This is a genomic window from Serratia sp. HMSC15F11, from assembly GCF_001808215.1.
GTDB lineage: Bacteria > Pseudomonadota > Gammaproteobacteria > Enterobacterales > Enterobacteriaceae > Serratia > Serratia nevei.
In genome coordinates, this window is the sequence record NZ_KV792486.1 from 1 (window position 1) to 15,859 (window position 15,859).

At 55.9% G+C, this 15,859-nt stretch carries 13 protein-coding genes; 12 read left to right on the top strand and 1 reads right to left on the bottom strand.

The genetic code is table 11. The features are described from left to right. Window positions 1–435, bottom strand: coding sequence for a winged helix-turn-helix domain-containing protein (locus HMPREF3138_RS16930; protein WP_070559193.1), 435 nt, complete (start codon window positions 433–435; stop codon window positions 1–3). Window positions 436–1,309: 874 nt separating this feature from the next. Here HMPREF3138_RS16930 and HMPREF3138_RS16935 point away from each other — a divergent pair. From HMPREF3138_RS16935 to HMPREF3138_RS16990, 12 genes are all read left to right on the top strand, one after another. Beyond that, entirely contained in the window at window positions 1,310–2,605 is a 1,296-nt protein-coding gene (locus HMPREF3138_RS16935; protein WP_038879382.1) for a lysine N(6)-hydroxylase/L-ornithine N(5)-oxygenase family protein, read from the top strand. 48 nt (window positions 2,606–2,653) lie between these two features. Further along, complete coding sequence (locus HMPREF3138_RS16940) at window positions 2,654–3,538, top strand: ATP-grasp fold amidoligase family protein (protein WP_038879385.1); 885 nt, start codon at window positions 2,654–2,656, stop codon at window positions 3,536–3,538. 628 nt (window positions 3,539–4,166) lie between these two features. Then, complete coding sequence (locus HMPREF3138_RS16945; RefSeq protein ID WP_038879781.1) at window positions 4,167–5,081, top strand: alpha/beta hydrolase; 915 nt, start codon at window positions 4,167–4,169, stop codon at window positions 5,079–5,081. A 427-nt stretch (window positions 5,082–5,508) separates the two neighbouring features. Further along, window positions 5,509–5,919, top strand: coding sequence for a GNAT family N-acetyltransferase (locus tag HMPREF3138_RS16950; protein ID WP_019453029.1), 411 nt, complete (start codon window positions 5,509–5,511; stop codon window positions 5,917–5,919). 27 nt (window positions 5,920–5,946) lie between these two features. After that, a complete protein-coding gene (locus HMPREF3138_RS16955) occupies window positions 5,947–6,636 on the top strand; it encodes a helix-turn-helix transcriptional regulator (protein WP_038879387.1) in 690 nt (229 codons plus the stop codon). Between the two features lie 20 nt (window positions 6,637–6,656). Beyond that, window positions 6,657–7,958 (top strand): cytosine permease, encoded by a 1,302-nt coding sequence (locus HMPREF3138_RS16960; RefSeq protein ID WP_038879783.1) that lies wholly within the window; start codon window positions 6,657–6,659, stop codon window positions 7,956–7,958. A gap of 530 nt (window positions 7,959–8,488) precedes the next feature. Further along, on the top strand, window positions 8,489–9,103 hold the full coding sequence (locus HMPREF3138_RS16965; protein WP_004937341.1) for a helix-turn-helix domain-containing protein: 615 nt from the start codon (window positions 8,489–8,491) through the stop codon (window positions 9,101–9,103). Continuing rightward, complete coding sequence (locus HMPREF3138_RS16970; protein ID WP_038879390.1) at window positions 9,104–10,000, top strand: queuosine precursor transporter; 897 nt, start codon at window positions 9,104–9,106, stop codon at window positions 9,998–10,000. It abuts the gene before it with no gap. Next, window positions 9,978–10,817, top strand: coding sequence for an NADPH-dependent 7-cyano-7-deazaguanine reductase QueF (gene queF, locus HMPREF3138_RS16975; protein WP_038879393.1), 840 nt, complete (start codon window positions 9,978–9,980; stop codon window positions 10,815–10,817). Before HMPREF3138_RS16970 ends, queF begins: the two co-directional genes overlap by 23 nt. Window positions 10,818–10,941: 124 nt before the next feature. Continuing rightward, window positions 10,942–13,089, top strand: a complete 2,148-nt coding sequence (locus HMPREF3138_RS16980) for a phosphocholine-specific phospholipase C (protein WP_038879395.1) — start codon at window positions 10,942–10,944, stop codon at window positions 13,087–13,089. A gap of 221 nt (window positions 13,090–13,310) precedes the next feature. After that, window positions 13,311–14,237 carry an aminoimidazole riboside kinase gene (locus HMPREF3138_RS16985; RefSeq protein ID WP_038879399.1) on the top strand — a complete coding sequence of 309 codons (927 nt, stop codon included), beginning with the start codon at window positions 13,311–13,313 and terminating at the stop codon, window positions 14,235–14,237. 195 nt (window positions 14,238–14,432) lie between these two features. Further along, complete coding sequence (locus HMPREF3138_RS16990) at window positions 14,433–15,833, top strand: carbohydrate porin (protein WP_038881883.1); 1,401 nt, start codon at window positions 14,433–14,435, stop codon at window positions 15,831–15,833. Window positions 15,834–15,859 lie beyond the last annotated feature (26 nt).

Sequence of the window (15,859 nt, forward strand, 5' to 3'; positions counted from 1 at the left end):
TCATATCAGGAACTTGTTCGCACCTTCCTTAGGTAAAATGGCATCGCAACGGCGCCGGACGGGTAAAGGAGCGGCAGGAACGCTTTCGTCCTGCGTCATATTGTCCGCCACGGAATAAATGCTGTCTGCGGTAAACATAAATCCCTGCCTCGGCACGGTAACCAGAATTTCGCTCTCTCCCAAGCCGGAAAATGTACGGCGCAGGCTGGCGATATAGTTGTTCAGGTTACTGTTCGAGGCCGTTTTGCCATGGTCGTCCCAGACGGTGGAAAAAATAAAGTCCCGGCTAATCAAGATGCCGTTATTTTTTACCAACAGCGCGAGCAGACGATTGGCTATCGTGGTGAGCGTCACCGGTTCGAGGTTCTCCTCCGCCAACGCCAGCGTCGAGTTATCCTCATCGAAGATGATTCGGTTATTGATTAAGAACCTCATAATCGCTCTCTTAGACCTACTCCTGGTACGGATTATAACTAAAACATAAGAATCTTCCTATCATACGAACAATTAACCGTCGCGTGGTTAGACAAGTCTTTCTCACAACGTAGCCACGTCGAGCGTGACGGCCAGCCTCTCTGACCTTCCACCGGCATTGAGCCGGTGCCCACTAAACGAATAGTGTATTTTGCATGCGGAATGAGCAGTCTTTACTCAGCCTATGAGTACTCGCAGGGAGGGAATGCTTAGGATACAGCGAAGGAAGAGGCTCACTGCGGCAGGAAAAACCCCTGCTCACTGGCTCGCTACGTCATTACGAATAACAATTCAACACGTTGAATAATATGGCAAAAAACAAATCATGATAAGCTGATTTCATAATTTCACTTTTAATTTCATATTTTCAAAACGCCCTCTGCTTCTAATATCATGTTATTTCACCTTCCCAAGGCGCATTTTAGGGCTATTCTAAGCAACGAATACTTGATCCCAGAGACATAAGACGAGCGCAGTCCAGCGTCGACACGAGAACAACTGATGAAAACCCAGCGGTTTTTCTTTTTCCTGGGTTGGCGTTTTCATGGAGTGACAAACAAGAATTTATCGGATTTATACCTAAACGAGTTAATTATAAACACATGCAAGCTTTCATAGGGATTTTCATGGAAAGAAATACGCCCGTAGCCTTTACCTGATGTGCTACCTAATTCTAAACGGGCATTTAAAAACTCGGTATTTCTGGCCCGCACACATTTTAATTAAATTTAATTCGTGAAGCTTACTTATAAGAAAAAGGCAGCCTGGTTGCTATAAGCCACCCTATCTGCAGCCGTATTTCTGGGTATTATTCTCATTATACTGGAGCTTATTAATGAATCAGCGTTTGGATATAATCGGCATTGGCCTTGGCCCGTCGAATCTTAGCCTGGCGGCCTTAGGAAGTGAAATAGAGGGGTTTACGGGGCAATTCCTGGAGCGCAAGCCTCATTTCTCCTGGCACCCAGGGATGATCCTGGCGGATTGCAGCATGCAAACCAACTTTTTAAAAGATTTGGTGAGCGCGGTTGCTCCCACCAATCGCTACAGTTTCCTCAACTATCTGGTAAAAAACAGAAAGTTCTATCGTTTTCTGACGACGGAACAGCGCACCGCATCGCGTGAAGAGTTCGCCGATTACCTCACCTGGGCCGCCGGCGGAATGGACTCGTTGGCGTTCAATCAAGACGTTCAGCGGATCGAGTTCGACGATCGGCAGCGCCAGTTCGTGGTGACCACCTCGAATAAGGTCTTCCACGCCAAACACGTCAGCATTGGTATTGGCAAGAAAATAAAGTTGCCGGATTGCGTGATGGCGCAAAGCGATCGCTGTTTCCACGCCAGTGAAATGATGCTGCGCAACCCCGACCTGACCGGCAAGCGCGTGGCGATCGTCGGCGGCGGCCAGAGCGGCGCAGACCTGTTCCTGAATATTTTTAAAGGTGAATGGGGGCAGCCGGAGCAGCTCGACTGGATATCGCGCCGTAACAATTACAACGCGCTCGATGAAGCGGCCTTTGCCAACGAATACTTCACGCCCGATTACGTCGAGAGCTTTTACTCGCTGGATAGTGCGGCCAAAAGGCATATGCTGGCCGAACAGAAGATGACCTCAGACGGCATCACCAGTGAGTCGCTGCTGGCGATTTATCGCGCCATGTACCACCGCTTCGATGTCCTGCGCGAGAAACTATGGGTGCGCCTGCTGCCCAGCCGTTCGCTGACGGCCGTGAAACACACGCTGGATAACGCCTACCAACTCGAAACGCGTCATCATCTCGATCACGGCGAAGAAGCCTTCAAGGCGGAGGTGGTGATCTTTGCCACCGGTTATCAGGCGGCCACGCCAGAGTTCCTTGAGCCTTTGGCCCACCGCTTGCTGACCACTGCAGATGGCGAATACCGCATCTCCCCAGACTTTACCTTTGAGTGGGAAGGCCCAGCGGAGAACTGCTTATTTGCCATGAACGCCAGCATGCACAACCACGGCATTGCCGATCCTCAGTTGAGCCTGATGGCGTGGCGATCGGCCCGCATTCTTAATCGGGCGTTAGGCCACAAGCCATTTGATCTGGGAACAACGCCGACGGCCATTCAATGGCGCAGTGAAAGCGAGCCACCCGCGTTTTAAATAAAAACGTCTTAATCATTGTCACTACGCTTTGATGGAATTACGTATATGAAAAGACAAATCATTAAATTTATCATAAAGCAGCTGGCCGTACTGGCCCCCGAATTCAAAGCCAGGTTGCTCTACAAAAAAGCATTTGGCAAACCGTTAAACTTACAGTCGCCGTCCACCTGGAATGAAAAGATCAATCATCTGAAGTTGAATGGTTATAGTCAAAATACATTGGTGAAGCAATGTGCAGATAAATATGCGGTAAGGCAATACATCAAAGATCAAGGGTGCGAAGAGATCCTTAATGAATTGTACTTTGCCTGTGATTCAGTAAACGATATTCCGTGGGACACATTGCCGGATAAGTTTGTGATCAAAGGGAATCACGGTTCCGGGTATAACCTGATTTGCCAAAATAAAAAATTGCTGAATATCAAGAGCGCCAAAAAATTGATCGATGGCTGGATGAAAGATGATTATTGGAAAACCTATGTAGAACTCAACTACAAAGGGATACAAAAAAAGATCATTGGGGAAAAATATATCGAATCGCCCAATGGTCACGGGCCTGAAGATTATAAAATCTATTGTTTCCGCGGTGTGCCTTACTGCACGTTGCTGTGTGTCGGCAGAGATACCGGGTCGCCGAAGTATTACTTCTTTGACAAAGATTTCAAGTTTCTGTGCTACAGCGATGACTGCCTGGCCTTGAGCCAGGAAGAAATAGACGCCTTCGTGAAGCCAGAGGGATATGATGCGCTGTTTGAGTACGCTTCACGCCTGTCCGCCCCCTTCGAGTTTGTTCGCGTTGACTTCTATATCTCCAAAGGCCAGATCATTTTCGGCGAATTGACCTTTACGCCATCCGCCGGGCTGGATACGGATATCCTGCCGCCAACCGATGTTTTGCTTGGCGAGATGTTGACGTTGCAACCGCACTGATTTTACCGGACGCCACCAGGAAGATTGGGTGGCGCACCTGGAGAAATACCGGCCGGCATTTTTGCAGCCTGCCGGCCGGTATCGCCTTGAAGATTATTGGGCCGATCATCCCGCCTGCCTATGCCACCGTTACGGCAAAGCCCTCTGTCGCCTGCCCTTGGCTACCTGCACCAGCCCCAAGGGCAATATCTCAGCAAAGGCTGCATAACCATTTGAAAAACAATGGTATTGAGTGATTAATAAGAATCACTTACATATTTATAATAAAATGTTCTATATGTATAGGAAGCTATAATATAAGATACCGGAAAGTTTCCCTGGTGTTGTTGTGTGTCTTTGCCCTATTTTATAGGGCTTTTTTTGCTAAACATCGTTGATAACCGTATGTTTTCGCCCTTCTTCGCCGTTTGCTCACCCACAAAAATCATAACCATTTCTAATTAATTGTAACCCTTCTTATTCCTGACTTATCAATAATAACAAGGGGTTGCTATTAACCCTGCAAAGCAACTGGCGGCCCTCTCTGGGCTTCGGCCGCACTTCGCCGTCGGAATGCCCGCCCTAAAGGTAGGTTTTGCCGGCCCCGAACGGATGCTACTATCGGCCTTTTACAAGGATGTTGATCCGCATGTTCTTGTCCAACCGGCATTTTATCTCCGCGCTTCTGGCGCTCGCCATCGGCCTTTGGCTGCCGGGTTCCGTGCTGGCCAGGCCCGACCTGGAACGCAAGATCGGCACTACCGTTGCCGATAGCGATTCTGCAGATTACCGTTTCAGCGATCTGCGCTTCACCTCCGCCGACGGCCAACGGCATTACCGCGTTCGCATCGCCCAGCCGCGCCAGGCCCCTGCGCCTGACGGCTATCCAACGGTTTATTTCCTCGACGGCAATGCGGTGCTGATGGGATTGAATCCCGCCTTGCTGGCCAAATTGGCGGCGGCGAAGCGGCCGCCGGTGCTGGTGATGATCGGCTATGACAACGATCTGCGCATCGATGCCGCCGGCCGCGCCTACGACTATACGCTCCCTCTGCCGGCGGGCCTGAAGCAACCGCCGCGGAGCGGCGGGGGCGCGGATGCGTTCCTGCAATTGATTGAAACGCGGATCAAACCGGCGATCGCCGCCAAACTGGCGGTCGATCCGCAGCGGCAAACGCTGTGGGGTCACTCCTATGGCGGGCTCTTCGTGCTGCACACGTTGTTCACCCATCCCACCGCCTTCCAACGCTACATCGCCGTGGAACCCTCGCTGTGGTGGGGCAACGGCATGATCCTGCAAGAAGCGCAGCAGATGATGGCGCGACGCCCGGCGCCGGTGGCGAGGCTGCAACTGTGGGTTGGCCTGGCGGAACGCGATCGTGCGGCCCCGCCCGGGGTGAAGAGCCCCACTCTGCCGGCGGACGCAACGCATTTATTGGCCGAACACCTGGCGCAGCTCGACGGTCTCGCCGTCGGCTATCGGGAGTGGCCGGCCTTAGGACACGGCGCCATGCTGGATGCCACCATCGAGCCGGCGCTGAGCAGCGTCATAACAGAGGACTAAATCAGCGGATCAGAAGGTATCGGCCACATTTTCATCTGCGGCGCATATCTTCTGATGAGAAGAGTGTTTAATATCTGAGACAGCGAATGGCGGGCGTGGGTGGGCGCTTCAAAAAACAAAGTGGCTCCCCCGTCGGCAAGTGAGCTTGCTCTATCCGGTGGAGCCATACAGTACTGCAGTTTTCCCGGTGGGGCCCTGGTGAGGCGCAAGTAGGAAAAGATGGTGTAAGCAGGGCATTTCAGCGTTTTAATATCGCCTGTTTCACTATTTTCTTCTCCCTGTGACGCCTACTATAAGCGTCCCCTCACCCGGCGGAAAAGGGTGAAAACCACCCTTGAAATACATTAACGGAAGTGATATTAGAGGCGGTTAGGGCGAAAGTGCCTAATTCAGTTTTGAATAATTAAAACAGGGAATTATATTAAAAATGAATATTAATATCACCGACAAACCCAACCCGCAGGATGAAGAGTTCGTTATCGACAGCCTCTGGGCTCACAACCATAAAACCCAGCCCGTAGACATTCACCCACTGTTCCTGACCGTCACCGACGACAACCAGCAGATCGTCGGCGGCCTGGTCGCACGCACCTGGTGGGGCGGCCTGGAAGTGCAATATCTGTGGGTCGGCGATCAATGTCGCAAAAGCGGTTACGGCCGCCAATTGATGCAACTGGCCGAAGAAGAAGCCCGCAAGCGCGGTTGCCATATGGCCTATGTCGATACCTTCGATTTCCAGGCCCGGGGCTTCTACGAAAAACTGGGCTACCGGGTCTACGGCGAGCTGGGCGACTACGCACATCGCCACACCCGCCATTACCTGGCTAAAAGCCTGTAACGCGGCCTGAGCGGCGCAGAGGTAGGTATGGGTTCATCGCATAAAAATAATGAATCTTATTTTAAGGGCCTCATCACCATGATGGAGCACTTGAGCGAGCCCTGGGGCATCAAAGACCAGCTGTCCCGCCACCTCTATATGAATCGCGCCGCTTATCTCTATACCAATACGCCGCTGAATTTCGACGTCGCCGGCAAATATGACCACGAATTCCCCGCCGACTGGGCCGACTCCGCCGCCGATTTTATCGAGCATGACAAGATGACCGAAGCGGCGCGCGATCGGGTCACGGTCATAGAAACGCACTACTGGTACGGCAAAGACAACCTGACGCCGTTTATCAGCGAAAAGCTGCCGGTGTACAACGATGACAAACAGGTGATTGGCGTGATCTGGAACGCCAAGCCGATGAACAGCCTGTCGCCGCTGAAATACATCAATCAGCAAAAGCCCAGCGTGTTGACCACCGAAGTCAATAACGAGCTGTTCACCCGTGCCGAACTCGATGTCATTTTTCTTATGCTTCAGCGATTTACGGTGAAAGAGATCGCCAAAATCTATAACGTCAGCAATAAGACCATCGAAAACCGCATTTATAACATTTACCAGAAGGCCAACGTGCATACTCAGCAGCAATTTGAGGAGTACTGCAAATACGCCAACCTGGATAACTACATTCCCGATCGCCTGATAACCAAAGGCATTCAGTTTATTTGAACCGCAAGGAAGATCTCACCGTGATAAAGATCGAAGATTATCCGCTCACCCGGGTGCCGCAGGATAGAAGAGTTTCGTTTTTAAGCGTGGCCATCGTGCACATGGGCATGTTGACCGCGCTGGACCAGTTCATGCTCGGCGCCGTGCTCGGCAACTCCATGACGCTGATTGACGCCTTCACCGCCATTTTCGTCGGCAGCCTGATCTTCGGCGTGGTGACCTACGGCCTGGGGCTGGCGGGCATGCGCGAAGGGATTTCCGGCAGCCTGCTGGCGCGCTGGTGCGGCTTCGGCCGTCTGGGGTCGGTGCTGATTGGCGTGGTGGTGGCCGTCAGCCTGTTGGGTTGGTTCGGCATTCAGAACGCCATTTTCGCCAAGTCGCTCGACTTCGCGCTCGGCAATAAGCTGGGCTTCGGCCTGGCCGCCGGGCTCTCGGGCACGCTGCTGACCATCCTGGTGGCATTCGGCTTCAAAGCGCTGCGCATCGCCGCCCGTATCGCGGTGCCGATGTTCATCATGCTGGTGGCCTATATATCGGTGACCGCACTGACCGGGCATAACCTGCAGGAGATCATCCAGCTGGCGCCGCCGGGTGAACCGCTGACCATCAGCGCCGGCATCACCATCGTCGTCGGCGGCGCCATCGTGGCCAGCCTGATGACGCCCGACCTGACCCGTTACTCCAAAAACGGCAAGCACGTGCTCGGCGTCACGATCTTCACCATCATCGCCGGCGAGTTCGTGGTGAACGGCCTGGCGATCCTGATCGCCAAAACCCTGGGCACCGCCGATGTGGTCACCATCATGTCGCAAGCGGCCGGCGGTGCCGGTTTGCTGGTCGTGGTGTTCTCCACCCTGCGCGTCAACGATCTCAACCTGTATTCCTCTTCGCTGGGCATCGTCAACGCGGTGGAAGGCATCACCGGCAAAAAGCTGAAGTACACCTACACCACACTGGTGATCGGGATTCTGGGCACCACGCTGTCGGTGCTGGGCATTCTGGACCGCTTTGTCGACTTCCTGACGGTGCTTGGCGTAGTCTTCCCGCCGATTATCGGCATCATGCTGGTGGACTATTATCTGCTGCGCAGCCACCGCAAAATCCTGGACGAGAGCCGCCGCACGGGCCAGTTGCCAAACGAAACGCCAACCATTGGCTGGGCGGCGATCGTCGCCAGCATCGCCGGTGGCGCCGTTGGTCTGGCGACCGAATGGGGCGTACCGACCATCAACTCTCTGGTGGCCGCCAGCCTGCTGTATTGGGTGCTCAAACTGGCCTTCAGCCGGGCGCAAAAACCGCTGGCCTCACAGAAGTCGCTCTGATTTTCGCCCATGAGTTAATGCACTCCTCCGGTAACGGGGGAGTGTTTTATGCTCGAGAAAGGTGGGCGTAACGGAAAAGAATGGGCCGATCGCGCGGACAAACGGCCATGATAGTTAGGGTCCCTGGTGTCGGTAGCAAGCAATCTATTAGGCTCAGAGTGTGGCAGCGCCCCCTCTGAGTTTTTTATTATAAAATCGTTGGCTTCAGTGTTTTGATCATAAAGAAAAACTTCAGCTTGAATGAACAGTAGCTTATGAAATCGGCTTTGGTCAACATAAAAGTACACATAAAATTGACTTTTGTGTTCACTTTTCCATAAGCAAAAGCTAATCAATTGATTTACACAGTTTTATCATCTTTGCAGGTCACCCCGATCGCCTGCGCTAACATCACTGCGCTAAACGGCTGACAAAAAACAATAATTACCACCAATAATCAGCCTGTTACCTCCCCCTCAGCGCCTTTTTATCTGGACAACGCCGACGCGTAAGATATAGTGAAGCCAGCGTAATGTTTGTAAGGACAGCCGATGAAAACCACCAACGCACAGCGCAAAATCAACATCATTAAAAATATTGAATATCTGATGCGTACCCGCGGTGAAACCAAGGCTTCCTTTTCCAACCGCAGCGGCCTGACGCGCACGACTCTCTACAAAATTCTTGACGGAAGAGTGAACAACGTTCAGCAATCCACCGTGAATCGAATTTCCGATTTCTTCGGGGTCTCCTGTGAAGAGATCGAAGACTACGATCTGGAAAAACTGGAGCTGCTCAACGAAACGCTGTCCACCGAGGGCAACAAGAACCCTTCCGCCATCCCAGTGATCCCGCAGTCGCGCTATCTGGCCGTCTCGCAGCGCAAGATCGGGCAACTGGTCACCGAGTTTCCTCTGACTTATTTCTTCGGCGATGAGTCGAACATGTTGGCAATGAAAATAGAGACCGAAATTAAAGGGTCATTTATTCCCGGCGAAGTCATCATCATCAAACGCCCGCCGGTACTGATTTGCGATTCACCTTTGCTGTATCACTCGGGAAAAAGCGGCTTCTTTGTGGTTGACGACAAAGACAGCGAAAGCATGGACAAACGCCCTCAGGACACCGTGCAATTCCTGGGTTATATCGTTGGAGAAAGGTTATAAATGGAACCGAATCAGAAGTTCAAGCTGTTGGGCTTCACCCGACATGGCACCATCGCGGCCAATGTCATGGTATTGGCCACCGGCAAAACCATTACCATGGGGCTGAATGAGCTGGCCGACAGCGAAATATCAGAAGATCTGAGCCGGCACGAGCTGCAGGCGCTGTACCGCAAACTCTATGGCGACAACAAACAAAAAACCGCCTACGAGCTCAGCGATCGCCACGAACGCTCCTGGTACGCCTACCTGATTATTACCGTGGCGCTCAGCGTGATTTATATTTTCTCAACGCTGTGCGGCGTCAAGCCGATCCAAATCCCGGTGCTGAATCTCATCACGCCACCGGCGATCTTCATCTACCCGCTCACGTTCATTCTGGTGGACATCCTCAACGAATTCTATGGATTACGGCTGGCCCGGCGCACGATTATCATCTCGTTTATCGCCAACCTGACCTTCGTCCTGGGGGGCTGGGTAACGACGCTGGTGCCGAGCATTCCGCAGTGGGAGTACAGCGAGACCTACAACGGCATCGTGCACAGCATCATGGCGGTGCTGGTGGCCTCGTCAGCGGCCTATCTGATCTCCGAGAACGTCAACTCCTACCTGCTTTGCAAAATCAAAGAGTTGACCAACTCCCGCTACCTGTTTGTGCGCGTGATCACCAGTACCGTTGTGGCTTCGGCCATCGACAGCGTGGTGTTCTGTACGCTGGCGTTCTACAACGTGCTGAGCTGGGACATCATCAAAACCATGATCCTGTCGCAGTTCCTGATCAAGGTGGTTTACGCCCTGCTGGGCGTCGGGCCAATCTACGCCACCCGCAGTCTGTTTAACCGCTACATCAATACCGAACAAGCAAAGGGCAATGAATATGCATATCCAAAAGCAAGATAAGATCACCCATCTTGGCGCGAACTCCGATTATCCGGATCAATATGCTCCCGCATTGCTCGAAGCCTTGCCGCGTGCGCGCGGCCGCGATCTGATCGGCGTGGACGAGCGGCAGCTGCCGTTCAGCGGCTTTGATCTGTGGACCGCCTTCGAGCTGTCCTGGCTCAACGCCAAGGGCAAGCCGGTAGTGGGCATCGGCGAATTTACCTTCCCGCACTCCTCGTCGAACCTGATCGAGTCCAAATCGTTCAAGCTGTATCTCAACAGCTTCAACCAAACGCGCTTTGACAGCGTGGAACAGGTGAGCGCCGCCATGCAGAAAGATCTGTCGCAGGCGGCCAACGGCCAGGTCACCGTCAAGCTCTATCCGGGGCTGGAAGGTTACCCGGCGCAGATCGAGCGCCTGCCGGGCATCAACATCGACGATTTGGATATCGCGGTCGACGACTTCACCTTCAAACCGGAATACCTGAGCGGCGCGGCCGAGAGAGGGGAACCGGTGTCGGAGACGCTGTCTTCCAACCTGCTGAAATCCAACTGCCTGGTCACCAACCAGCCGGACTGGGGCAGCGTCGTGATCCGCTATGAAGGCCGCAAAATCGACCGCGAAAGCCTGCTGCGCTACCTGATCTCCTTCCGCCAGCACAACGAATTCCACGAGCAGTGCGTCGAGCGTATTTTCAACGACATCAAGCAGAGCTGCCGTCCGGAAAAACTCAGCGTGTTCGCGCGCTACACCCGCCGCGGCGGCCTGGACATCAACCCCTTCCGCAGCGATTTCGAAACGGCACCGGCGCTTGGTCGCCTGATCAGACAGTAAGCGTTATCCCCGCAATGCTCCCGCCAGGGAGCATTGTTTCCCTCGCTTTCATCTCCCTGTTATTTTTCGCCATTATCGTCGTCAGCGGCTATCTTCAAAGCACACTGACGGAGATTAACGACGCATGCCTGACCTTTCACGCAGAGACATCCTGCGGGCTGCCGCCATCGGATCGGCGTTCTCGCTGTTGCCCGCCTCGATTCGCAAAGCGCTGGCCATCCCCGCCAACAACCGCACCGGCACCCTGCGCGACGTCGAACACGTGGTGATCCTGATGCAGGAGAACCGCTCTTTCGACCACTACTTCGGCACCCTGCCGGGCGTGCGCGGCTTCAGCGATCGCTTTACCATTCCATTGCCCGGCGATCGCCATGTCTGGCAACAGCAGGGCGCCGAACGACTGGTGCTGCCCTACCACCTGGACAGCAAACGCGGCAACGCCCAGCGCGTCACCGGCACGCCGCATTCGTGGGTGGATGAGCAAGCCGCCTGGGATCACGGCCGCATGAGCGCCTGGCCCACCTACAAAACGCCGGCCTCGATGGGCTACTACCGCCAGCATGAGCTGCCGTTCCAGTTCGCGCTGGCCAACGCCTTTACCCTCTGCGACGCCTATCACTGCGCTATTCACGCCGGCACCAACACCAACCGGCTGTTCCACTGGACCGGCACCAACGGCCCGTCCGCCGCCGACGTGGCGGTGGTGGTCAACGAATGGGACAGCCCCGGCCCGGCGGAGATCGGCTACCAGTGGACAACCTATCCGGAACGGCTGGAGGCGAGCGGCGTCAGCTGGAAGGTGTATCAATTCCTGCCGGACAACTTTACCGACAACCCGCTGGCGGGTTTTCGCCAATACCGCGCCGCCAGCATTCAGGTGGGCAATCCGGCGCGGCCGCCGAAAGACTTCAACGCCTTCGTGCCCTATCGCGATGCGCTTAACGAGGCCGCGCCACTGTACAAAGGCAACGGCAACACCCTGCCGGCCGCCGACGGCAACGATCTGGACGCCATGCTGACCGGGTTCCGCTCCGACGTACAGCAGGGCAAACTGCCGCAGGTCAGCTGGATCATCGCGCCGGCGGCCTATTCGGAACACCCCGATCCCTCCAGCCCGGTGCAGGGCGGCTGGTTCACCCAAGAGATCCTCAACGCGCTGACCGACAACCCGGAGGTGTGGAGTAAAACCGTCCTGCTGGTCAACTACGACGAAAACGACGGCTTTTTTGACCATATGCCTTCGCCTTCCGCGCCGTCGCTGCGCGAGGACGGCAGCTTCGCCGGTAAATCGACGGTGCCGTTCGACACCGAGATCTTCCAGCACGTGGCGCCGCCCGGTTCGCAGGATCAACCGCCGCCGGACGGCCGCATCTACGGCCCCGGCCCGCGGGTGCCGATGCTGGTGCTGTCGCCCTGGAGCCGCGGCGGCTGGGTCAATTCGCAGGTCTTCGATCACACCTCGGTGCTGCAATTCCTGGAAAAGCGCTTTCAGGTGCATGAACCCAACATCAGCGCCTGGCGCCGCGCCGTGTGCGGCGATCTCACCTCGGCGTTCAACTTTGTCGACCCTAACGGCGAAGCGCTGCCGAACCTGCCCGCCACCAGTCGCCACGCCGCCGATGGCCTGCGCCAGCGCCAGGAACAGCTGCCGCAGGTACCGCTGCCATCGCCTGTCCACCAGCGTTTGCCCCACCAACGTCGCCTGGCGCGCCCTTCCCGCGCGCTGCCCTACCAGCTGCACGTCGAGGCCACCGTCGAGGCCGAACAGCGCCGCGTGACGCTGAACCTGTTCAATACCGGCGAGCAGGGAGCGGTGTTTCACGTCTACGATCGGCGAGATCTGGCGCAGATCCCGCGCCGTTTTACCGTCGAGGCGGGCAAGGCGGTCAGCGACGACTGGCAGACGGAGGATGAGTACCATCTGTGGCTGCTCGGCCCCAACGGCTTTCATCGTGAACTGCGCGGCGCCCTGAACCGGCCGCAGCCGGAGGTGCGTTTGCGCCCGACGGGCCGCAGCCTGCAGCTGCAGCTGAACAACCCGGGCACCGAAGCGATCGCGGTTACCCTCGAACGCTGCCCCTATACGCAGCAGGGCCCGTGGCACATCACGCTGCCGGCGGGCAGCAGTCACCAACAGAGGTTTGACGCCCGCGCCAGCGGCGGTTGGTATGACCTTACGCTGCAAAGCCCGGGAGGTTGGCTGCGCCGCCTGGCGGGCCGGTTGGAGGATGGCGAGCACAGCGTCAGCGACCCGCTGATGGGCCAGGAGTAAAGCGTTGTAGATTGAAATCGCGGAAATTAAACCGCCAGCCTCTTTGTGGCGCCCACAGACGTAGGTTCTCCTGCGGAGGGCGCATTCTCAAAACCTTATCCCTGCCCCACCCCCGCTATTTTTTTGATCTCGCTCACGGTCGGATATTATTTCATTGCCTTGCTAAACCGATTCTTCTATTTTAGCACCCCATCTGACAAGGACAAAAACAGGGATTAAGCATGATAAATCGCGTATGGGTACTGGGTGACGCCGTGATCGACCTGGTGCCGGAAAATGCCAACGGTTATCTCAAATGCCCCGGCGGCGCGCCGGCTAACGTGGCGGTGGGCATCGCCCGGCTCGGTGGCGACAGCGCCTTTATCGGGCGGGTGGGGCAAGACGGCTTCGGTGCCTTTTTGCAGCAGGTGCTGAGCGATGAAGGGGTGGATATCGGCCATATGCGGCCGGACCCCGAACACCACACCTCCACGGTCGTGGTGGATCTCGATCTGCAGGGTGAGCGCTCATTCACGTTTATGGTGCAGCCCAGCGCCGATCTGTTTTTGCAGCCTGACGATCTGCCGGATTTCCAACGGGGGGAATGGCTGCACCTCTGCTCCATCGCGCTCTCGCAGGAGCCCAGCCGCAGCGCGGCCTTTGCCGCGATGGAGCGCATCCGGGCGGCCGGTGGCCGGGTCAGTTTCGATCCCAACATCCGCGAAGAGGTCTGGCGCCAGCCGGAAGCGCTGCGCCCCTGCCTGCAAAAGGCGCTTCTGCTGGCGGACGTGGTAAAACTGTCGCGCGAAGAGCTGGCTTTCATCAGCCATCTTGACGATCTGGAGAACGCCATTCGCTGGATGATGCAAACCTATCCGCTGCGCCTGCTGCTGGTGACGCTGGGCGGCGACGGCGTCTATGTGCATGACGGCCAACGGCTGCGTCATTTCCGCGCAGCGCCTGTCGTTCCGGTCGATACCACCGGCGCCGGCGACGCCTTCGTCGCTGGGCTGTTAGCGGCACTGGCACGCCTGCACGAATTGCCGCAGGAAGCGCAGTGGCCGGCGGTTATCGCCCAGGCGCAGGCCTGCGGCGCACTGGCCACCACTGCCAAAGGCGCCATGACCGCCCTGCCCCACGCCGACGAGCTGGCGGCTTTCCTCCGTTGATCCTCTGCATCCACGGCGATCCCCAGGTTCGCCGTGGTCTTTTGCCCACGATTTGCGCGCTCGATCACAATAGCTGAATCGGGTTAGCTAACTGAGTTGCCAGCTCGCCTCCCTCTCGTTATCTTTCGCCATGAAAAACCGGTTTATCAATTTAGCAAACAATAATAACAACCCTTACCCGGATGATAGACGATGATGAAAAAACTCAGCTATTTGGCGATAACAACAGGGCTTTTCCTCTCCGCTTCCAGCGCAGCGGCATCGGGCAGCGGCGGCATCGAGGCGCGCCTCAACGCCCTGGAACAACGTCTGGCGCTGGCGGAACGGCGCGCCGCACAGGCTGAAACCCGCGCGACGGCGGCGGAACGCCGGGCGCAACAGCTGGAACAACGCACCGCCAACACCGAACGGCAAACCGCGCAGATTGCGCAGCATGCCGCTACGCCGATTGCCCCGGCCAGCGCGCTGAAATTGAGCGGATTCAATGAGCTGAAGCTGTACGGCGACGTGGAGTTCAACCTGGACGGTGCCAGCCGCAGCGGCCAGCTGACGTCGCTGAAAGGCAGCGACCACAAGGACTGGAAGCCCGGCAACAAAGAACGTTGGGATATCAACGGCCGCATTCTGGTCGGGCTGGACGGCTACCGCCGCAATCAGGACGGTAACTTCTCCGGCTTCAGCGTGCAGCCGCTGGCGGACATGACCGGCAAAATGAATCTGGACGACGCCGCCTTCTTCTTCGGCAATGAAAAGAACTGGCAAACCAAAATCGGCCGCTTTGAAGCCTACGACATGTTCCCGCTGAATCAGGACACCTTCATTCAATACTCCGGCAATACCGCCAACGATCTGTACGCCGACGGCTTCGGCTATATCTACATGATGAAAGAAGGCCGCGGCCGCAGCAGCAGCGGCGGCAACCTGATGTTGAGCAAATACGCCGGTGATGTCTATTTCGAGCTGAACACGCTGGTGGAGGACGGCACTTCGCTGTTCCAGGACAACAGCTACCACGGCAACGCCCTGGACAATAAGAAAAACGTCGCCTATTTGCGCCCGGTGATCGCCTGGAAAAAAGACGCCTTCAGCATCGCGGCGGCAATGGAAAGCAACGTGGTGAATAACGCCTACGGCTATCAGGACGGCCAGGGCCGCTTCGTCGATCAGTCCAAGCGCAACGGCTACGGCATGACGATGAGCTGGAACAACAGCGCAGCCGATCCGAACAACGGCGTGGTAGCCAACCTGAGCACCGCCTATCTGGATGCGTCAGGCGAGCAAGATTTCACCGCCGGCGTGAACGTGCTGTGGCGGCGCTTCGAACTGGGTTATATCTATGCCCATAACAATATCAAAGAGTTCAATACCGCCGGGATCGCCGCCGATATCCACAACCCGCTCAGCGAACCGGGCAACTACGACATCCACACCGTTCATGCGTCGTATCAGATACCTAACATTATGAATATGAAGAATTTCAATTTGTATTTGGGGGCCTATGTCTCACTGCTGGAAGCCAACGCCGACAACAAGATAGCCAACGGCGACAACGACCAACGTTACGGCATGCGCGCCAGATTCAAGTATTTCTTCTGACATCGATTCACGTCGCTGCGCCGCAA